At 64.6% G+C, this 19,763-nt stretch carries 19 protein-coding genes; 11 read left to right on the plus strand and 8 right to left on the minus strand.

What is annotated here, in order from left to right:
• The first annotated feature begins 71 nt into the window (after nt 1-71).
• A complete protein-coding gene (locus N551_RS0134645) occupies nt 72-281 on the plus strand; it encodes a hypothetical protein (RefSeq protein WP_027519501.1) in 210 nt (69 codons plus the stop codon).
• A gap of 80 nt (nt 282-361) precedes the next feature.
• On the plus strand, nt 362-1,822 hold the full coding sequence (locus tag N551_RS0134650) for a carboxylesterase/lipase family protein (RefSeq protein WP_027570830.1): 1,461 nt from the start codon (nt 362-364) through the stop codon (nt 1,820-1,822).
• A 17-nt stretch (nt 1,823-1,839) separates the two neighbouring features.
• Here the strand turns inward: N551_RS0134650 and N551_RS0134655 are convergent, their stop codons facing one another.
• On the minus strand, nt 1,840-2,019 hold the full coding sequence (locus N551_RS0134655) for a hypothetical protein (protein WP_007601069.1): 180 nt from the start codon (nt 2,017-2,019) through the stop codon (nt 1,840-1,842).
• Nucleotides 2,020-2,175: 156 nt separating this feature from the next.
• On the opposite strand from N551_RS0134655, the gene N551_RS0134660 reads away from it, so the two are divergent.
• A complete protein-coding gene (locus N551_RS0134660) occupies nt 2,176-2,973 on the plus strand; it encodes a class III extradiol ring-cleavage dioxygenase (protein ID WP_027570831.1) in 798 nt (265 codons plus the stop codon).
• 44 nt (nt 2,974-3,017) lie between these two features.
• On the opposite strand, the gene N551_RS0134665 is transcribed toward N551_RS0134660, so the two are convergent.
• Genes N551_RS0134665 through glgC form a run of 3 tightly spaced genes read right to left on the minus strand, consistent with a single transcriptional unit; the run spans nt 3,018 to nt 6,028 of the window.
• Nucleotides 3,018-3,278, minus strand: a complete 261-nt coding sequence (locus N551_RS0134665) for a SemiSWEET transporter (protein ID WP_007601071.1) — start codon at nt 3,276-3,278, stop codon at nt 3,018-3,020.
• A gap of 36 nt (nt 3,279-3,314) precedes the next feature.
• Nucleotides 3,315-4,769 carry a glycogen synthase GlgA gene (gene glgA / locus N551_RS0134670; RefSeq protein ID WP_027570832.1) on the minus strand — a complete coding sequence of 485 codons (1,455 nt, stop codon included), beginning with the start codon at nt 4,767-4,769 and terminating at the stop codon, nt 3,315-3,317.
• Nucleotides 4,766-6,028 carry a glucose-1-phosphate adenylyltransferase gene (gene glgC, locus N551_RS0134675; RefSeq protein WP_027570833.1) on the minus strand — a complete coding sequence of 421 codons (1,263 nt, stop codon included), beginning with the start codon at nt 6,026-6,028 and terminating at the stop codon, nt 4,766-4,768. Before glgC ends, glgA begins: the two co-directional genes overlap by 4 nt.
• Before the next feature lie 342 nt (nt 6,029-6,370).
• Between glgC and N551_RS0134680 the strand changes: the two genes are divergently transcribed.
• Nucleotides 6,371-6,826: a hypothetical protein gene (locus tag N551_RS0134680; protein WP_027570834.1), complete on the plus strand. Its 456-nt coding sequence runs from the start codon at nt 6,371-6,373 to the stop codon at nt 6,824-6,826.
• A gap of 4 nt (nt 6,827-6,830) precedes the next feature.
• Here N551_RS0134680 and N551_RS0134685 read toward each other — a convergent pair whose 3' ends face one another.
• Nucleotides 6,831-7,034, minus strand: a complete 204-nt coding sequence (locus N551_RS0134685) for a hypothetical protein (protein ID WP_027570835.1) — start codon at nt 7,032-7,034, stop codon at nt 6,831-6,833.
• Complete coding sequence (locus N551_RS0134690) at nt 7,031-7,210, minus strand: hypothetical protein (protein WP_027570836.1); 180 nt, start codon at nt 7,208-7,210, stop codon at nt 7,031-7,033. Before N551_RS0134690 ends, N551_RS0134685 begins: the two co-directional genes overlap by 4 nt.
• A gap of 202 nt (nt 7,211-7,412) precedes the next feature.
• On the opposite strand from N551_RS0134690, the gene N551_RS0134695 reads away from it, so the two are divergent.
• A complete protein-coding gene (locus N551_RS0134695; RefSeq protein ID WP_035963427.1) occupies nt 7,413-10,493 on the plus strand; it encodes an AAA family ATPase in 3,081 nt (1,026 codons plus the stop codon).
• Here the strand turns inward: N551_RS0134695 and N551_RS0134700 are convergent.
• Together N551_RS0134700 and N551_RS0134710 are read right to left on the minus strand one after the other, a co-directional pair.
• A complete protein-coding gene (locus N551_RS0134700) occupies nt 10,490-11,650 on the minus strand; it encodes a catalase family protein (protein ID WP_245287892.1) in 1,161 nt (386 codons plus the stop codon). The two genes, N551_RS0134695 and N551_RS0134700, sit on opposite strands and share 4 nt — an antisense overlap.
• Nucleotides 11,651-11,966: 316 nt before the next feature.
• On the minus strand, nt 11,967-12,947 hold the full coding sequence (locus N551_RS0134710) for an ABC transporter substrate-binding protein (protein WP_027570839.1): 981 nt from the start codon (nt 12,945-12,947) through the stop codon (nt 11,967-11,969).
• Between the two features lie 475 nt (nt 12,948-13,422).
• On the opposite strand from N551_RS0134710, the gene N551_RS0134715 reads away from it, so the two are divergent.
• From N551_RS0134715 to N551_RS0134740, 6 genes are read left to right on the plus strand one after another with little or no spacing between them, the layout of a single operon-like run.
• Entirely contained in the window at nt 13,423-14,526 is a 1,104-nt protein-coding gene (locus N551_RS0134715) for an ABC transporter substrate-binding protein (RefSeq protein ID WP_027570840.1), read from the plus strand.
• Complete coding sequence (locus tag N551_RS0134720; protein ID WP_027570841.1) at nt 14,504-15,526, plus strand: ABC transporter permease; 1,023 nt, start codon at nt 14,504-14,506, stop codon at nt 15,524-15,526. Before N551_RS0134715 ends, N551_RS0134720 begins: the two co-directional genes overlap by 23 nt.
• Nucleotides 15,520-16,320: an ABC transporter ATP-binding protein gene (locus tag N551_RS0134725; RefSeq protein WP_027570842.1), complete on the plus strand. Its 801-nt coding sequence runs from the start codon at nt 15,520-15,522 to the stop codon at nt 16,318-16,320. The genes N551_RS0134720 and N551_RS0134725 overlap by 7 nt, the downstream gene beginning before the upstream one ends.
• Entirely contained in the window at nt 16,314-17,486 is a 1,173-nt protein-coding gene (locus N551_RS0134730; protein WP_027570843.1) for an acyl-CoA dehydrogenase family protein, read from the plus strand. The genes N551_RS0134725 and N551_RS0134730 overlap by 7 nt, the downstream gene beginning before the upstream one ends.
• 29 nt (nt 17,487-17,515) lie before the next feature.
• Nucleotides 17,516-18,616: an LLM class flavin-dependent oxidoreductase gene (locus tag N551_RS0134735; RefSeq protein WP_027570844.1), complete on the plus strand. Its 1,101-nt coding sequence runs from the start codon at nt 17,516-17,518 to the stop codon at nt 18,614-18,616.
• Nucleotides 18,613-19,551: an ABC transporter substrate-binding protein gene (locus tag N551_RS0134740; RefSeq protein ID WP_027570845.1), complete on the plus strand. Its 939-nt coding sequence runs from the start codon at nt 18,613-18,615 to the stop codon at nt 19,549-19,551. The genes N551_RS0134735 and N551_RS0134740 overlap by 4 nt, the downstream gene beginning before the upstream one ends.
• Nucleotides 19,552-19,763 lie beyond the last annotated feature (212 nt).

Raw genomic sequence — 19,763 nt, forward strand, 5'->3', positions numbered from 1 at the left:
GATTTCCCGGGCTAATCATGGTCGATCCACCTGTGTATGCTCTTGTTTTGCCACGCGTGCCGACGGGCGTCATGACAGAGTTGAGTGAGCGGACCAAAGCGAACATGGACGTCGTCCTGGAGGAGACGTGCCGCCAACTGCCGCACGGCGGCGATCACGACAGCCGCAGGTTCATCGCCGAGCGGCTGATCGAGGCGGCGCGATCCGGTCACACCACGCTCGGTGAGCTCGGCATCATCGCACGCCACGCACTGGCGGAGCTTGCCGCCAAGCGGAGCTAGGCGCGGCCGCGGCGCTTGCCTCGCAGCGGGCCACGGACATAACCTGCTCAAATCCTTCCGTGCATCGAGATGCTCCGAAGATGCGGTCCGTGTTCGCGCTTTTTGCGACGTCTCTCGTCCTCTGTTGCGCCGGCTCGGCCGCGGCCCAGCCGGTTGGCCAGTTTCCGTTTGCGCTGACGCGCGAAGGACAGATGCTCGGCGCCGTCGAAGGCGAGGTAGCCTCGTTCAAGGGGCTGGCCTATGCGGCCGCGCCGATCGGGCGGCTGCGCTGGCGTCCGCCGCAGGCTGCACCAGAGAGTTCGGAGATGCGCACCGCCTATGCGTATGGCGCGCCGTGTCTTCAGCCGTCGCTGCCGGGATCGAGCGAGGATTGCCTCACGCTGAACGTGTTCCGTCCGTTCGGGGTCGATGGCCCGCTGCCGGTGATGATGTTCATCCACGACGGCGCTTTCGTCAGCGGCACTGCGAATGATCCGCTGTTCGATGGTGCCAGGCTCGCGCAAGCCGGTCTCATCGTGGTGACTGTGAATTTTCGCCTCGGCGTGCTCGGCTGGCTCACCGATCCCGCGCTGTCGGAAGACGGTTCCGGCAATTACGGCCTGATGGACCAGATCGCGGCGCTGCATTGGGTGCACGACAACATCGCGGCCTTCGGCGGCGATCCCACCAACGTCACCTTGTTCGGCAGTGGCGCAGGCGCGACCTCGATCGCGCTGCTCATGCTGTCTGAGCAATCGCGTGATCTCTTCCAGAAAGTCATTCTGCAATCGATTCCTGGCCGTGCGCGCCTGCGTTCGGCACAAGAGGCCGAGATTGTGGGGCGGCAATTCATGGCGGCGCTGGGGCGACAGGCCGATTTGCGCGCCGCCGACCCGCGACGCCTGCTTGCCGTCGAAACGCATCTGCTGGAAAAATCGCCGCGCAGCTTCGGGCCGACGATCGATGGACGTCTGGTCAGCGAGGAGGTCGCCGCAGGCTTCGCGGCCGGACGTGAGAGCCGCATCCCCCTGATCATAGGCTCGAACGACGACGAGACCGGTTTCGACGGCGAGCTGGATGTCCGGGAAGAGCTGGCATCGTCAGGCGCCACCAGCGATGAGCTGCGCAGGCTCTATCCCGACCTCGCCAAATCTTCCAGCCGCGCGGCAAGGTTCTACACCGACAAGGTCTTCTCCGAGCCGGTGAGACTGCTGGCGCGCCTGCATGCCGCCAGCGGTGCGCCGACCTTTCGCTATCGCTTCGCCTATGTGCCGGAGGCACGGCGCGCAAACCCCGAGGGCGGTCACGGGCGGGAATTGCAGTTCATCTTCGGCGTGGAAGGCATGCCCGGTGCAGGTATCCTGTCACGAGGCGATCGCGAGGTCGCACACCGCATGCGCGCCTACTGGATCAATTTTGCCAAGAACGGCGATCCCAACGGTGCGGACCTGCCGCGTTGGGATGCGGCCGCAGGCAGCGATCGCCTGCTGCTGATCACGAACGATCGCATCGCGAGCGGAGACGACTCCTGGTCGGAGCGCCTGGACCGGTTCGGGCGTTAGGGCATGTTGAGTTGGACTTAAGCCGCGAGCTCGACACGCGGCGCCGGGCTCAGCCGGTCTTCCTCCAGATAATCCATCGCGCCGTCTTTCTCGACGGCGTAGAACTGCTGGCCTTCCTTCGACTTGTAGGCGGCGCGAACGACGCCGCGGCGGCCCTTGTCACTGTTGACGACGTCCCCCAACGCAAACTTCTTCATTTCACGTCCCTGGCTGCTGGCCGACTCCTTCGGCTACGCCGGATTCTGGGCGGAAAATCGTTAACGTCTTGCTAACCATACGGGTTTGCCTATGCTCGCGGCCGATCGCGCGGGCAGCTCGCACGCGCATGTTGGCAATGAAACGAGCCTGAGCCCATGGTGCGACTTCCGACCTTGTTCCTGTCGCATGGCGGCGGTCCGTGGCCGTTCATGGAAGACAGGCGGGTGCAATATGCGAAGACCGCCGAGGCGTTCGGCCGGCTGCCGCTGCTCTTGCCGGAGAAGCCCAAGGCCGTGCTCGTCATCACAGGACATTGGGAGGCTGACGCCTTCACCGTGTCGACCTCGGCGCATCCGCCGATGGTGTACGATTATCACGGTTTCCCCGAGCACACCTATCACCTCAAATATCCGGCGCCGGGGCGGCCCGAGCTCGCCGCGGAGGTGAAGGCGCTGCTCATTCGCGCGGGCGTCGATTGCCGGGAGGATCCCAACCAGGGCTTCGATCACGGCACCTTCGTGCCGCTCGGGCTGATGTATCCGAACGCCGACATGCCCATCGTGCTGCTGTCGCTGAGATCGAGTTACGATCCGGCCGAGCACATCAAGGTCGGGCAGGCGATTGCCTCGCTGCGGGACGAAGGCATTCTGATCGTCGGCAGCGGGCTCACCTATCACAACATGCGCGGGTTCGGCCGCGCGGAGTCGAAGCCGGTCTCGTATGATTTCGAGGCGTATCTGAACGAGGCGATTAGCCACAAGGACGCAGCGCGCCGCAACGCGATGCTGGTTGACTGGGAGAACGCACCGAGCGCGCGCCTGGCCCATCCGCGCGAAGATCATCTGCTGCCGCTGATGGTAGCCGCCGGCGCCGCCGGCAGCGACGCGGGCCAGCGCGTATTCGTCGACGAGGTCGCGAATGTCGCGATGGCTTCGTATGTGTTCGGGGGGTGATCTTCTCCTCTTCTCGCAAGCGAGGAGAGGTGAAGAAGAGTGGCTCACCCGTATTTCAGCTTCATGAACAGGATGCCGCCGGCGAGCACGATGGTGATGGCGTTTGCGGCGACGAGGGGCGCATCGCCCGACAGCAGGCCGTAGACGAGCCAGAGCGCCAGGCCCAGCACCATGACCAGGAACATGCCGAGCGAAATATCGCCGGTGGAGCGGGTCTTCCACACTTTGATGGCTTGCGGCGCGTAGGCCACGGTGGTGCAGGTCGCGGCGGCAAAGCCGATCAGCTTGATCAAGAACGGGTCCATGGCGGCTCTATAGCATTGATTCGACGATGTCGGGCCTCAGGCGCGCGCGGTGATGAGGCTGCGATAGAGCGCGGCATAGTCGCCGGCGCGGTTGCGCCAGGACACGTCGGTCGCAAGGCCGCTCAGTTGCAGGCGGCGCCAGGTCAGCTTGTCGTGAAAGGCGATGTTGGCCTTGCGCAGCGTGCCGGCGAGGGCATCCGCGGTGACGGGTGCGAACTTGAAGCCGGTGGCATCGTGGCCCGATTTGTCGGCCTCGCCGATATCGACGATGGTATCCTCGAGGCCGCCGACCCGCGAGACGATGGGCACGGCGCCGTAGCGCAGCGCGCAGAGCTGGGTCAGGCCGCACGGCTCGAACCGTGATGGTACGATGAGCGCGTCCGAGCCGGCCTGGATCAGATGCGCCATGATCTCGTCATAGCCGATCACGACGCCGATGCGGCCGGGGTTCGCGCGCGCAACGGCCTGATAGCGATCCTGCAGATCGCGGTCGCCGCTGCCGAGCAGCGCGAGCTGCATGCCTTCGCGCAAAATGGTCGGAACGGCTTCGAGCAGGAGATCGAGCCCCTTCTGCCAGGACAGGCGGCTGATGACGCCGAGCAATGGCGTTTCGTCCGAGGAATCCAGATTGAACTGTTGCTGCAGCACCGCCTTGTTCGCGGCCCGGTACGTGAGGTCCTCCGCGCCGAAGCGGTAGGCGATGTGCGGATCTTCTTGCGGATTCCAAACGGAGACATCGATGCCGTTGAGGATTCCGCTCAGCACGTTCGCGCGGGCGCGAAGCAGGCCGCCGAACCCCATGCCGCCTTCGTCGCTCTGGATCTCCTGCGCATAGGTCGGCGAGACCGTGGTGATGCGATCGGCGAATTGCAGGCCCGCCTTCAAAAAACTAATGCCGCCGAAATATTCGAGGTCGTTGACGCCATAGGCGCGCCAGGGCAGGCCAATCGAACCGATCAGCTCGGGTGCGAACTTGCCCTGATAGGCCATGTTGTGGATGGTCATCACGGTGGCGGGCCGCGGCCGGTTGTCGTAGTGCAGATAGGCTGGCGCGAGCCCGGCCTGCCAATCGTGGGCGTGCACGACGTCGGGGACGAAGGCGGGAACGAGGCCGTGGCCGATGTCGGCCGCGATGCGCGAGAGCGCGGCGAACCGCATGCCATTGTCCGCCCAGTCGACACCTTCGGCCGTCACGTAGGGGTTGCCAGGCCGTGCGTAGAGATGCGGCACGTCGAGCACGAACAGATCGAGGCCGTCATGCGAGGCGGCGAGCAGACGACCGTGTCCGCCGAAATAATCCGGCCAGCGCCGGATTTCGTCGGCTCCCCCCAGCACCCGCATCACGTCGGGATAGCCCGGCATCAACGTGCGCATCTCGACGCCATGCGCCTTCAGCGCGATCGGCAGCGCGCCCGCGACATCGGCGAGGCCGCCGGTCTTGACGATGGGATAGACCTCAGAGGCGACCGCGAGGACGCGAACAGGCGTCATGTATTGAGCCTGTCGAGCATCGGCTGGGTGATGAGCGAAATGCCCTGCTCGGTGGTGCGGAAGCGCTTTGCGTCCAACTCGGGATCCTCGCCGACGACGAGCCCTTCCGGGATCTCGACGCCGCGATCGATCACGACGTTCTTCAAACGCGCGCCGCGGCCGATGTTCACGTACGGCATGATCACGGCGTTCTCGACCTGAGCATAGGAGTTGACGCGCACGCCGGTGAACAGCAGCGAGCGCCGCAGCGAGGCGCCGGAAATGATGCAACCGCCCGAGACCAGCGAGCTCACGGCTTGGCCGCGCCGGCTCTCCTCGTCGTGGACGAATTTTGCCGGTGGCGTGATTTCCGAATAGGACCAGATCGGCCAGGCGCTGTCGAACAAATCGAGCTCGGGGACCACGTCGGTGAGGTCGATATTGGCGGCCCAATAGGCGTCGACCGTGCCGACATCGCGCCAATAGGCGCGCGGGTCGCTGCCGGAGCGGACGCAGGAGGTCGAGTACTGGTGCGCCATGGCGCGGCCGTTCTTGACGAGGTAGGGGATGATGTCCTTGCCGAAATCGTGGTTGGAATTCGGATCCTCGGCGTCGCGCTTGAGCTCCTCGAACAGGAATTTCGCGTCGAACACGTAGATGCCCATGCTGGCGAGCGAGACGTCCGGCTTGCCGGGCATCGGCGGCGGATCTTTCGGCTTTTCAAGGAACTCTTTGATCCAGCCGTTCTCGTCGATATGCATGATGCCGAAGCCCGAGGATTCTGTCCGCGGCATCTCCAGGCAGCCGACGGTGACGTCGGCGCCGCTCTCGACATGCTGGCGCAGCATCACCTCGTAATCCATTTTATAGATATGGTCGCCGGCGAGAACCACGATGAAGCGGCAGGCGTGGGATTCGATGATGTCGATGTTCTGGTAGACTGCATCGGCCGTGCCGACATACCACATGTTTTCGGAGACGCGCTGGCTCGCCGGGAGGATGTCGAAGCTCTCGTTGCGCTCGGGACGGAAGAAGTTCCAGCCCATCTGAAGGTGCCGGATCAGGCTGTGCGCCTTGTACTGGGTGGCGACCGCGATGCGACGGATGCCCGAGTTCACCGCGTTCGACAGCGCGAAATCGATGATGCGGGATTTTCCGCCGAAATAGACCGCGGGCTTGGCGCGCCGGTCGGTCAGCTCCAGCAGCCGGCTGCCGCGTCCGCCGGCCAGGACGAACGCCAGGGCCTGACGGGCAAGCGGCTCGGGTCTCGCGGCACTCATGTCATTCTCCCACAACTCTGGCGCTCGCGAGAAGCCTCCCGGCCGCGCACATTGGAACCGATAGTAACGGCACGAATAGTCAATCGGGAAGGTGGTTGTTGGTTGCGAATGCGCCGGAAGCTTAATGCTTTGCCGCGGTGATCGGGCCCCAGCACCGTCCTCCCGGTGTCACACGCGGCGAGGTCGTCGAGCCCGTCGGTACCGGTTGATCAGAATGGAGGCATGCGTCTTGTGCGGTGCACGCAAACTCGAGGCCGAATTTCTGGCTTTGACCTTGCGCCAGGATGCCCGATCATGGGCTGCGTCCATGTCCAAGCGAAACGTCAGACAGGGAGTAAGACGATGAGGATCTGGAAAACGGCAATTGCCTGTTCGCTGGCCGGCGCGGTCATGGCCGGCCAAATCGAGCCGGCCGCTGCGGGCCCGATGCCCACGAATGTCGCGACCATGAAGGCCGCGGCCGGCGATGATGTCACGCAGGTGTATTGGCGCGGCCGAGGTTTTGGATGGGGCATTGGCGGCCTCGCAGCCGGTGCGATCATCGGTAGCGCCATCGCCAGCAGCTCGCCTTACGGCTACGGCTACTATGGCGGCGGGCCTTATTATGGCGGCTACGGATACCCGGGGCCGGCTTACGGCTATGCTCCTGCCTATTATGGTGGCTATGGACCGGGTTACGGTTATGGCGGCTACTACGCGCGTCCCCGCTATTACGGCTATCGCGCCTATCGTCCATATTACGGTCCGCGCTACGGCTACTACCGGCCGTACCGGGCCTATCACCGCGGATATTGGTGATCGATCAAACGGGCGGACCGCCTCGCCGCAGCGCCACGATGCCGAAGAGGTTTGTGGGCCGCTGCAGGCAAGCGGCCCGATCGGCTTGCGCGCGTTGAACCCGGTGATGCGGCACGACGAGCCGGCCATGCCCGCCCGCGACAATCCCGATGCAGATCGCGACGATGATCGCGATCTCGATGCACCATTCGAGCGGTCCCGAGCTCATGGCAGCGCGATGGTGTTGGCGAGATCGAACTCGGACAGGCCCGGGCCGCCGCAGGCAAGGTAGATTGCGAGGAGGAAGACGCGGCTGAGGACGGTGATGCCCAATATCACCCTGACGTCGTAATGGCGAATGGCAAAAGCGAGAGGCGGGATCGCCAAATGTCTTAAAATGCTCATGGCCAACTCCTTGCCAAAATTCAGGCATCGACTGCCTGTCGACTGAAATGACAGCGTGATGAAAAGGCCGTCCGACGCCTTGCCGGCGTCTCTGAAATGGACAGGCTAATGCTAGTGCCGGCGCAGGGCGCAGGTCTTTATCGTGTCCTTACATTTGGCTGAGCTTTCCCTTAAGGTGGGGGAGCATCCGGGGGTCGGAGCCGTGCGTACAGACGCGCTTGCCTTTGGTGAATTCCGCCTCGACCGTGCCAACGCGCTATTGTGGCGAGGCGGGGAGCGGATCGCGCTGGCGCCGAAGCCGTTCGAGGTTCTTTGCCATCTTGTCGGTCGGCCCGGTGAGCTCGTCACCAAGGAAGAGTTGCTCGACGCGGTCTGGTCCGATCTGCACGTCAGCGAGTCGAGCCTCGCCGTTGCCGTGAACGCGCTACGCTCGGTGCTCGGCGACGACAGGCAGTCCCCCAATTACATCGAGACAGTCACGCGGCGCGGCTATCGCTTCATTGCGGCGGTCGCGACCGTCGAATTGCCTGCGATCGAGCGAGCGCGCGAACAGGAGGCGGCGTCCGCCACGGAGCAGGCCGTCGATCGACGCCGGCACTGGAGGGTCGGGCGCACTGGGGCACTCGATACGCTGGACAAGGCGTTGCAACTCGCCCGTACCGGACAGCGTCAGGTCGTCTTCATCACCGGCGAGGCCGGGATCGGCAAGACCACCCTCTTGCAAATGACGCTCGAGAGGATGAACCAGCAGGGACTGGGCGTGCTGCATTGTAGCTGCAACGAATTGTTCGGCACCCATGAGGCCTTTCTTCCGCTGATCGGCGCGCTGAACGAGTGCTGCCGTCGAACCGATGGAGCATCGCTGCTGACGTCGATCCGCGAGCACGCCCCGACCTGGCTCGCGCAAATGCCCGGTTTCCTCGGCGAAGCAGACCGGGCCGCATTCCAGCACGAGGTCTTCGGCGCAACCCGGGAGCGCATGCTGCGCGAATTTGCCGATCTCATGGAACATCTCGCCGTCACGCGACCATGGGTGATCATCCTGGAAGATCTGCATTGGAGCGACTTTGCCACCGTGGATGTGCTCTCCCGGCTTGCGCGCCGGGATCGGAGGGCTTCTATCCTCGTGCTCGCCACGTATCGGCCGATGGAAGTCGCCGTCGGCGGACATCCTATCCGTGCCGTTCACCAGGACTTGCGCATTCACGGCCACGCCACCGAGCTCGCGCTCGACCGACTGACCGGGACCGACGTCGAACGCTATCTTTCCCTGCGCTTCAGCTCGGCCGATTTTGCCAAAGAGCTGGTCGAGCGCATCTTCGCGCGGACCGGCGGGCATCCTCTGTTCGTGTCGTCTCTGCTCGATCATCTCGTGGCCCAAGGCGCGCTGGTCGAGCACGAATTGGGCTGGCGGCTGGTCAGTGAAGACGCGGCCTCGCAGGACAGCATGCCGCGCGATCTGGAAGGAATGATCAAGCAGCAGATCGATCACCTCACCGCGGACGAGCGCTGCCTGCTCGAGGTCGCCAGTGCGGCGGGAGCGGAGTTTTCCGCGCTCCATATCGCCGGTGCGCTGGACCGTCCCGTGCTGGATGTCGAGCAGATGTGCGAGGACCTGGCGCGGACTGATCGCGTCATCGTCGTTGCCGGCATGACCGAGTGGCCGAACGGAGGCGTCTCCGGTCGCTATGCGTTCCAGCACGCGCTTTACCAGGAGATCCTCTACCAGCGGCTCGCGCCGGCGCGCCGCACGAAAACCCATGCGCTGCTTGGGGCGGGGATCGAGCAGGGCTACGGGCCGCAGGCTGTGGAGCTCGCCGCCGTCGTCGCGCGCCATTTCGAACTGGGCCGCGATTTCCCGAAAGCGATGCATTATCTGGGCGCGGCGGCCGAGGGCTCGGCGCGAAGGTTCAGCACGCGCGAGGCCGCCAATTACCTGTCCCGCGCTTTGGACCTGGTGCCGCATCTGCCGCCGGAGTTTCGAGTGACGACACGTCTGAAGTTGCTGCTTCAGCGCGCCTGGGCCTGGCGGGCCAGTGGAGATTTCCTGAATTCGCTGCAAGATCTCAGCGCAGTCGTCGCGCACGCGGCGGAGAACGGGCACGTGCGCGAAGAGGTGAACGCGCTGGTCGATCTCAGCAGATTTTGTCTCTACGTCGATCGCCGCCAGAGCCTGCCTGTTGCGGAACAGGCGCTTGTCAAGAGCCGGGCGATCGACGACGCGGCGTTCAGCGCTCTGGTCCAGGGCAACGTCGCCAATTTGAAGCTGATGCTCCGCGGCTGGGATCGCGAGAATGCGGAGCTCGCCGAGCGTGCGTCAGCACTGATCACCGGGGAGCAGGATCTGAGCATGCGGCTGCGACGCTGCTCGATGGAGATGGTGCTGGAATTCCTGCGCGCGAATTATCCGGCCTGCTGCGATGCGACGACCAGGGGAAAGGAGCTCGCCCGCCTGGTCGGTGACGTCTATCTGTTCGTGCTCTATGAATCGGTCGAGGCCTTTGCCCAGATTTATCTCGGTGAATGGGGACGGGCGCAACGAAACGTCGTCTCCGCGTTGGCTATCTCGGAGCGGAATGCAAATCCGCAGGCCGTCGCGCTGTGTCATCTCACGATCGGATGGCTGTATTCCGAGGCGGAGGAATATGGCAGCGCGTCACGGCGCGCGGAGGATGCGCTCGGCCCGATGATCGAGGCCAATCCGTTCACCTTCTTCGTCGGCAGGAACCTGCTGGCGCGAGCTTATGTCCGGATGGGCGACCTGCCTCGGGCGCGGCAGCATCTCGATGCGATGGAGCGGCGGATGGAGGTCGACCGGGTGCCGATGGAGTCGCTGGTCATCCCGCATTATCTGCTGACCTGCTGCGACTATTGGATCGCGACCGGCGATCTGGACCGCGCGCAAACATGGGCCAGCCAGTTTCACGAGGTGACGAGCGCGGCACCCGACCGGCCGTTTCTCGCGCTGTGCTACGAGGCCATGGCGAGAATTGCGATCCTGAAGCAGGATACGCAAGTTGCCGGTGAGCATTTGTCGACGGCCATTTCGATCCTCCGCCATGCCAGGCTGCCGCATGCCAGCTGGCGGGTTTATCGCACGACCGCGGTGCTCTATGAGAGCCTCGGACAAGCGCAAAGGGCTGCCAAGTGGCAGGACCGCTCCAGCCAGGTGATCGCATCGCTGGCAGAGACGCTTGATCCCGGCGATCCGCTGCGATCGGCGTCATTTTTCGACGCAGGCCGGGACAACGGGTCCAATCATGAGGGACGGTGGCCAGTTTAATCCGGCAGGTCCGCGATCTCCCGTGGTTCGCCGGGCCGTTGCTTGACCTTGAATTGATTTTGCTGCTGCCGCCGCGTGCGGGAGGCACGGTAGGCATCCCTGCGCAACCGCATGATCGAGCCGAGCGGCTGATGCGCGGCGAGACATCGCCATGGGTCGAACGAAAGCACCTCGTCGGAATAGACGCGACGCGCGGGGCTGTCGGCGGTCTGGCGCGGAAGCGTGATCTTGCCGAGTGCTTGCGGCGGCGCGACCGCTTCGGGCCAGTCGATCGAGGCATCTTCGATCGGTGTTCGCTCCAGGTCGGTGCAGAGCTGGGCAAACAGTTCGTACTCGGCCGCATTGTCCTTGAAGAACGCAACGACGCTGTTCAGCACGGCATCATCGGCATCGTGGCAGGGCTGGCCGGTGAGTTGGCAAACCGACGCCGAGATCGGTACCAGGCGAAGCCTTGCGATATAATCGCCAAACCGCAATGCTCCCTCCGTATGAAAGGTTTCTCCGAGGATATTGCTGCCGGCATCACCGAGCGCTTTCAAGACGATCGGGATCGGAATGCCTGTTCTGTCCGATGCGGCGACCAGCACGCGCGCCAAAAAGCCTATGGGTCCGTACGCCAGATCAGGCAGGAACAGGGTGTGCTCGACCTTTTGCTGTGCGCGCATATAGGCCATCGCATCTGCAAAATAGCTGGGGTGATTGACGAGCAGGAGATCCTGGTTCGTCGTATCGTCGTCGCCGAGCGCCTTAGCCCCAGTCACGCCCAGGACCTTGATGGCAAATCCCCGTGGCGAGCGTACGCGATCGCTCCTGTTGAATGCGGTGGAGAGGCGGACGATGATCGGGAAGTGGCCAGCCTGCTTGAACAGGCCCTGGCGCAGATGATCCGGCAAACCCTCGTAGACGATCAGCTCGCCCCGGAGATAGCCGGCACCCTTGGCGTGCTGCTGTCGGGTCCCGTGCTTGTCTTTGTGAAAAGTGCGATCGCTCGTTCGCGAAATCGAAGCAACGATCGCCTCGACGGCCGCCGCTTCCTCCGGCCGGATGTGTTCGACGGACGGGTCGTAACGAAGATACTGATCGGCTGACATGGCGCTGATCTCCAGCCCGAAGGTCGCCTTCCCATTGCAAGCGTCGACGGCCGCAGGGCGGATCACTGTAAGCCCGTCCAGTCGGGATCGGCAACCCGAGAGCGAGTTGTGATTGCCTGGACAAGCCGCGGGGTGAGGCATCCTGTTACCGACGCGATCACACGGTCGATGCTAGGCCAGCGGCGTCTCGTAAGTCCTTATGGGCTCCTTATGTTGTCCTGATCTTTTCCTTAAGGCCGGGCCGGCGAACGGCGGCCCTGGCTGGCGTCTAAAGCGATAGCCACACGATCAGGCCCATGCAGGCCAAATGCGCGAGCACGATCGCGGCGAGATGCAGCGGGCCCGCCTTGAGACGAAGCGCGCGCATCCCGCCGACTCTGCTCTAGTTCGATCCCGCGGCCGCAGCGGTGAAGCTGCGGTCGACGGCTTTGCTGACGTCGAGCTTCTTCGGCAGGATGCCGTAGCGCGTCGAGCGGTCGGAGGCTTCCTGCACCTCCTTCACGACGTTCTCGTCAATCGGAATCGGGCTGGTGCGCTGCGCGGTATAGGCCGAGAGTAGCACGTCCTCCGGTAGCTTCGTCAGTTCGGCCGTGCTCTTGGCATATTCGCCGAGATGATCCAGTGACCACAGCCGCGCCTTGTTCAGCCGCTGCACGAGGTCCTGCACCGCCGCGCGCTTGGTGGCGATGGCGCTGTCGGAGGCGACGATGAAGGTGATGGTCGGCGTCAGGCCTTCGCCGTTGGCGATCACGCGGGCTTTGTCCTTGAGCGTCGCGAAGGAGACGTAGGGCTCCCACACCGCCCAGGCGTCGATCGAACCCGCGACCAGCGCGATCTTGGCGTCGACCGGGCCGAGCGGCGCGAAGGTCGCGTCCTCCAGCTTGATGTCGGCCTTCTCCAGCGTGGCGTCGATCAGGAACTGGCCCCAGCCGCCGCGCGTGCCGGCGAGGCGTTTTCCCTTGAGGTCGGCGGCCGATTTGATCGGCGAATCCTGGCGCACGAGAATGGCTTGCGTCTTCGCATCCGACCGGGTGCCGCCGATCGCCTTGATCGGCGCGCCGGCCGCGTAGACCGAAAGGAATGAAAGGTCGCCGGTGTAGCCGACGTCGAGCGCGCCGGCGTTGAGCGCCTCCAGGATTGGAGCTGCCGCGGGGAATTCCGACCACTCGATCTTGTAGGGCAGATCCTTGGCGTAGCCCGAGATCTCGAGCAGCGAACGGTTGCCGCCCTTCTGGTCGCCGACGCGCAGCACGATTGCGTCGGCCGCGAACGAGGCGGCGGCCGTCGACAGGGTGATGGCGGCGGCAAGCAGCGATGCTGCGAGCCGGCGCGTGATGGAATGATCGAGGGAGTTGATGCTCATGTGGCCTGTCTTGTTGCTTTGCTCACGACGCGTGAGCGAACGATGCAGCGAGACGATCAAGTCTATGGTCGCGCGATGCGCGGTCAATGAAATGGCTAACCGTATTGCGCGCGCGATCAGCAAGGACGTTTCAACGAAGCTCTGCTTTCGAGAACGTGCGGGATGTACGGCCGAAGCTGCGCAAAAATGAAGCAGCAGAGGGAGTCGCGCCGGTCTCCGCCAACCGATGCATCGGCGGAAATCCTTTCATCGTCCTTGCACGCGCAGATGGAGAGAATGACTTCGCTTCGTGCCACATTCGAAATTCCATTTCATTGACGATACGGCGAACGCGCCGCATGATTTGCGCATCGCATCAAGGCACCGAGCAGGCGCTGGCGAAAAGAATTTCTCTTGACGCAGCTCCGCACGGAACAGGCGCAACGCAAGCCGTTGTGCCGATGGCGGAGCCGTGCCAGCGCAGGAGTGGAGACGGATGAACGACGATGACAAGCGCGACGGATCGAGGCTCGACCGGCGCCATTTGCTCCAGGTGGGATTAGCTGCGGCATTCGCTGCGCCGCTCGGTGCCTTCGGTGCGGCACAGGCCTTTGCGCCGCGGGCCATCGCGCCCGGCGTCGATCTCTCGGAGTTTCCGCTGTGCCGGACGGCGTCGGATGTGCCCGCGCTCACCGGGGCGCCGCGCAAGCTCAAGCTGTCCTGGAACGCCGGCGCGGTCTGTCTCGCCCCGGTGCCGGTCGCCATCGAGCACGGCTTCTTCCAGAAGCACAATCTCGACATCGAACTCATCAATTATTCCGGTTCGACCGACCAGCTGCTCGAGGCCATTGCGACCGGCAAGAGCGATGCCGGGCTCGGCATGGCGCTCCGCTGGCTGAAGCCGCTGGAGCAGGGCTTTGACGTCAAGATTGCCGCCGGCACCCATGGTGGCTGCATGCGGGTGCTGACGCGCGCCGATTCCAGCGTGAGCAAGCTTGCCGATCTCAAGGGCAAGATCGTCGCGGTCGGCGATCTCGGCGGCCCCGACAAGAATTTCTTCTCCATTCAGCTCGCCAAGCTCGGTATCGATCCGAACAAGGATGTCGACTGGCGCGCCTATCCCGGCAACCTTCTCAACGTCGCCGTCGAGAAGGGCGAGGTGCAGGCCTTCCTGTCGTCCGACCCGCTGGGTTATCTCTGGCTCAAGGACAGCCAGTACAAGGAGGTCGCCTCCAATCTCGATGGCGAATATCGCGACAAGAGCTGCTGTATCCTTGGCCTGCGCGGCAGCCTGGTGCGCGAGGAGCCGCTGGTCGCGCGCGCCCTGACGCAGGCGCTGCTCGATGCCGCGATGTTCACTGCGCAAAATCCGTCAGTGACGGCGAAATCGTTCCAGCCTTACGCGCCGAAGACGGCGTCGCTCACGGATATCGAGGGTATGGTGCGCTACCACACCCATCACCATCACCCCGTCGGCGAAGTCCTGAAGCGCGAGCTCAAGGCCTATGCCGACGATCTCAAGAGCGTGCAGGTGTTCAAGCAGAGCACGGATACGGCCAGATTTGCGGAGCGCATCTATGTCGACGTATTCGCTGTCTGACGGCCTTGCCTCCGGCGCGCCGCGCCTCTCGCGCGCACCGTGGCTGACGAGCTGGGTCCGGGACCCCGGTGTCGGCATTCTTGCCAGCGTGGCGTGGATTGCCTTCGGACTGTCCTGCCTGTGGTGGGAGGACGTCGGCGACTGGTCGCGGACCCATTCGCTCGGCATTGCCGCACTTGTCATCGCAGCGATCGCGCTGTTCGGGACGGTCGGCGCCGATTACCTCGGTTCGACGGGCCGGGCCTTGCGCCAGCGCGCGCCGTGGCTCGTCGTGCTCGGCGTCGTCCTGACCCTGTGGGAAGTCGCGACGGCGAAATTCGCCTGGCTGCCATTGCCGTTCTTCCCGCCGCCGCAGTCGATCATCGAGGTCTACACCGACGATCTGCCGAAACTGCTCGACAGCGTGTTCGCCTCGGTCAAGCTCCAGCTGGGCGGTTATCTGATCGGCGCGACGGTCGGCTTCCTGACCGGCGTCTCGATCGGCTGGTCGCGCGCGGTCGGCTATTGGGTGCACCCGGTGCTGCGCTTCATCGGCCCGCTGCCGGCGACCGCGTGGCTGCCGATCGCCTTCTTCACGTTCCCGTCAAGCTGGAGCGCGTCTACCTTTCTGATCGCGCTGGCAACGGGGTTCCCGGTCACCGTGTTGACCTGGTCGGGTGTCGCGAGCGTGAGCAACGCCTACTATGACGTCGCGCGGACGCTGGGGGCAAAGCCGTCCTTCCTGGTGTTGAAGGTCGCAATCCCCGCGGCCTTGCCGCACGTTTTCGTCGGCCTGTTCATGGGGCTCGGCTCGTCCTTTGCCGTGCTCGTCGTCGCCGAGATGATCGGTGTCAAGGCCGGCCTCGGCTGGTACCTGCAATGGGCGCAGGGCTGGGCCGCCTACGCCAATATGTATGCGGCGCTGATCGTGATGTCATTGCTCTGCTCCGGCGCGATCACGCTGCTGTTTGCGATCCGCGATCGCCTGCTGGTCTGGCAGAAGGGGACCGTGAAATGGTAGCCGCAACTGCACTGGCTGAAATCGACGCTCACTCGGCCGCGGGCGCCGCGCTCGACATCGAGCAGGTCAGCCACGCCTTCGACATCGACGGCGCCGAGCTGCCGGTGCTCAGCGACGTCAGCATCTCCGTCGAGCCGGGCGAGTTCGTTGCGCTGCTCGGTCCCTCCGGCTGCGGCAAGTCCACGCTGCTGCGCCTCGTCGCAGGCCTCGACAAGCCCCGATCCGGAACGCTGCGCGAGGACGAGGCGCGCATCACGAGACCGCACCCGTCGCGCGTTGTCGTGTTCCAGGATCCGACCTTGTTTCCCTGGCGCACAGTCTGGGACAATGTCGCGCTCGGGCTGGAGGCGCAGGGCATCCTGAAGAGCCAGCGTCACCGCGTCGATGCCGCCCTCGATCTCGTGGGGCTATCGTCCTTCCGCAATGCCTATCCGCACCAGCTCTCGGGCGGCATGGCGCAACGCGTCGCACTGGCCCGCGCGCTGGTCAACGATCCGAAAATCCTCATCCTCGACGAGCCGCTGGGCAAGCTCGATTCGTTGACCCGCATCACCATGCAAGCCGAGCTGGTCTCGCTGTGGCAGCGCAAGGGCTTTACCACGCTGCTGGTGACGCATGACGCCGAGGAGGCGCTGGTGCTCGCCAACCGCGTCATCGTGTTCAGCGACCGCCCGGCGCGCGTGAAGGCCGATATCCGTGTCGACCGGCCCTATCCGCGCCATCGCGGTGATCCGTATCTGGCCGATTTGCGCCGCCAAATTCTTGGCCTGCTCGGATTGGACGCCACATGGTAACTCCGATCGCCAAGGGGCGCGCGGCGCATCACGAGCCCGACTACATCGCACGTGCCGAAGCGCTGGCCGAGGCTTTCGCTGCCCGTGCGGCCGAGTACGATCGCACCGGAAGCTTCCCGTTCGAGAATTTTCGCGAGCTGTCCGAGGCAGGCCTGCTGTCGCTGACGGTGCCTGCCGCCCATGGCGGCGCCGGGGCGGGCGCACGATACGCCGCACGCGTCCTCGGCATCATCGGCAAGGCCGATGCGTCGACCGCGCTGGTGCTGTCGATGCACTACATCAACCATCTGGTGATGGCACGGAGCCCGACCTGGCCGGCGCGGCTGTCGCGCAAGCTCGCGCGCGAGAGTGTCGAAGACCTTGCGCTCGTCAACGCACTCCGCGTCGAGCCCGAACTGGGTTCGCCTGCGCGCGGCGGCCTGCCCGCGACCATTGCACGCCGGACCGAGACCGGCTGGCGGCTCTCGGGGCACAAGATCTATTCGACGGGATCGCCGATCCTGAAATGGTATCTGGTCTGGGCGCGGACGGACGAAGCCGAGCCGCGTGTCGGACAGTTCCTGGTGCCGGCGGGCCTGCCGGGCACGCGTATCGTCGAGACCTGGGATCACCACGGCCTGCGGGCCAGCGGCAGCCACGACGTCATCTTCGACGACGTCGTGATTCCTCTCGATGCCGAGATCGACGTGCGCAAGCCGGCCGACTGGCGCGCCCCTGATGTCGCGCAGGCGACCGTCCACACGATCTTTGTCGCCGCGATCTATGACGGCGTTGCGCGGGCTGCACGCGACTGGCTGGTCGGGTTCCTGAAGCAGCGCGTGCCGGCCAGCCTGGGCGCGCCGCTTGCGACCTTGCCGCGGGCGCAGGAGATCCTTGGTGGGATCGAAACGCGGCTCATCGTCAATGCGCGGCTGATCGCATCTTTCGCCGGTGATTTCGACGACGGTGTCGCGCTTTCGGCGACCGAGTCCAACGTCATCAAACTGACCGTGACCAACAACGCGGTCGCCGCGGTCGAGGAGGCCTTGTCGCTGACCGGCAATCACGGCCTGTCCCGCGCCAATCCGCTGGAGCGGCACTATCGCGACGTCCTGTGCGGTCGCGTGCACACGCCGCAGGACGATTCCACGCGCACCGGCCTCGGCCGTGCCGCATTGGGCCTCTAGCCTGCCGCCAAACATTCAGGGAGAACATCATGTCGATCGAGTTCATCGGCTTTATCGCCAACAGCAATGCTTCCGAGACCATCGTGCGCCAAGGTCCGGTGCTCGATCCAGCCTATATCGAGACGGTGGCGAAGGCGCATGAGTTCGCGGGTTTCGATCGCGCGCTGCTGGCGTTCCATTCGACCACGCCCGATGCGCTCCAAGTCGCCCAGCATGTGCTGACCATCACCAAGTCGTTAAAGGTAATGATCGCGCAGCGACCGGGCTTTACCGCGCCGACGCTGCTCGCGCGGCAGCTGGCGACGCTTGACCAGCTCTATGGAGGCCGCGTCTCGCTGCACGTCATCACCGGCGGCAATGCAGCCGAGCTCAGACAGGACGGCAACACGCTCGACGACAAGGACGAGCGTTACGCCCGCACCAGCGAGTTTCTCGACGTGGTGAAGCTGGAATGGACCAGCGAGAAGCCGTTCAACTACAGCGGCAAGTACTACAACGTCGAGAATGGTTTTTCGCAGGTGAAGCCGCTGCAGAAGGCCGGCATCTACACCTTCGTCGGCGGTGGCTCCGACGCTGCGATCGACGTCGCGGGCAAGCATGCCGACACCTTTGCGCTGTGGGGCGAATCCTACGCGCAGGTGCGCGACGTCACCGCGCGCGTTCACAATGCGGCCGTCAGGCAGGGCCGTCCGACGCCGCGATTCAGCCTCTCGGTGCGGCCGATCATCGCCCCGACCGAGAAGCAGGCCTGGGACAAGGCGGAAGAGATTCTTGCGCGCGCCACCGCGCTCCAGGACAAGACCGGCTATCGCAAGCCCGCTGACGGCCATGCCACCGCCGGCGCGCGGCGCCTGCTCTCGCTCGCCGACCAGGGCAGCCGCATCGACAAGCGGCTGTGGACCGAGATCGCAAAGCTCACCGGCGCCAACAGCAACACCACCGCGCTGGTCGGCACGCCCGAGCAGGTCGCCGAGGTCTTCGGCGACTATTACGACCTCGGCGTCAGCCATTTCCTGATCCGCGGCTTCGACCCCCTGATCGACGCCATCGAATACGGCCGCGAGCTGATCCCGCTGACGCGCGAGGTGATCGCCAAGCGCCAGGCCGTTCGCGGCGTGGCGGCGGAATGATCCGCCTCATGCTGGCCGGCGCGCTGCTGTTCGGCTCGTGCGAGCTGGCGGCGGCGCAAACGACCTTGCGCGTCGGCGACCAGAAGGGCAATTCGCAAGCGGTGATGGAAGCTGCCGGCGTGCTGAAAGACGTTCCTTACAAGATCGAGTGGAAGGAATTTCCCGCGGCCGCGCCGCTGCTGGAAGCGCTCAGCGCTGGCGCGATCGAGACCGGGCTCGTCGGTGACGCACCCTTCACCTTCGCCGCCGCCTCAGGCGCGCCGGTGAAGGCGATCGCCGCGATCCGGCAGACGCGCGAGGGGCTTGCCATCCTCGTGCCCGAGAATTCTCCGATCAAGAGCTTTGCGGATTTGCGCGGCAAGAAGATCGCGACCGGCCGTGGCTCGATCGGGCATCAGCTGATCCTTGCCGCGCTCGAGAAGAACGGTTGGGCTGCGGCTGACGTGCAGATTGCGTTCCTGGCGCCGTCCGATGCCAAGATCGCCTACACGCAAGGCTCCGTCGACGCGTGGTCGACCTGGGAGCCTTATGTCAGCCAGGAGGAGGTGTTGTTCAAGTCGCGCCGCGTCATCACCTCAGAGGGCCTGACGCCGGGGCTGAGCTTTCAGGTGGCGCGGCCCGATGCCATCCGCGACAAGCGCGCGGAGCTGACCGACTTCATCCGGCGCCTCACCGCGGCGCGGGCGTGGTCGCTGAACAATGTCGACAGCTATGCCGCGACCTGGGGCAGGCTGATGAACATCCCGACCGCCGTGCCGCAAAACTGGCTGTCGCGCGCAAAAATCCGGATCGCGCCGATCGATGACGGCGTGGTCGCGGACGAGCAGAGCACGATCGATCTCTATTTTCGCTGGGGCCTTATCAAGCAGAAGCTCGATGCGGCCGAGGTCGTAGATCGCTCGTTCTCGGATGCGATTGCGAAGGCAGGGCTGTAGGGCACCCGGGTGTCCCGGACGCGACGCTTACCCCTCTCCCCTTGCGGGAGAGGGTGGCTCGCCGCGTAGCGGCGAGACGGGGGAGGGGTTCTCTCCGCGAGTAGTCTCTCACATTGAAGTGAGCCGATAGAACCCCTCATCCGGCGCTTCGCGCCACCTTTTCCCGCAAGGGGAGAAGGACTGCGGCGAGCGTTGGTCTTTCCTCGAAACGA

It is taken from the genome of Bradyrhizobium sp. URHA0013, assembly GCF_000518345.1.
Taxonomy (GTDB): domain Bacteria; phylum Pseudomonadota; class Alphaproteobacteria; order Rhizobiales; family Xanthobacteraceae; genus Bradyrhizobium.